Here is a 406-nt window from a genome sequence, read left to right on the forward strand (position 1 = left end):
GATGAGTACACAATGATTGGGGTGGATAGGATGGCTGAATATGCTTTGGAGATGCGTAATATAACAAAAGAATTTCCTGGAGTCAAAGCATTAGATGACGTTAGCTTTCGCGTACGAAAAGGGGAAATACACGCACTATGTGGAGAAAATGGTGCAGGGAAATCAACACTAATGAAAGTGCTGAGTGGCTTGTATCCATATGGAACATATGACGGGAAAATTATCATTAATGGTCAGGAGTGTCATTTTAAAAATATAAGGGAAGCAGAAGAAGCGGGTATTGCTATTATCTATCAAGAATTAGCCCTAGTTAAAGAAATGACGGTCGGGGAAAATATATTTTTAGGTAACGAACCAGTTAAGTTTGGTGTGTCCAATGGGATGAATTGTATTCTCAAACTAGTGC

1 protein-coding gene is annotated in these 406 nt (G+C 38.7%); it reads left to right on the forward strand.

The genetic code is table 11. The annotated features are described in order from the left end of the window. Positions 1–30: 30 nt before the first annotated feature. The coding region (locus AOA62_RS05005) for an ATP-binding cassette domain-containing protein (RefSeq protein WP_143521755.1) at positions 31–406 on the forward strand (376 nt) is incomplete at its 3' end.

This window comes from Pseudomonas sp. 2995-3, from assembly GCF_002742565.1.
Classification (GTDB): Bacteria; Pseudomonadota; Gammaproteobacteria; order Pseudomonadales; family Pseudomonadaceae; genus Aquipseudomonas; species Aquipseudomonas edaphica.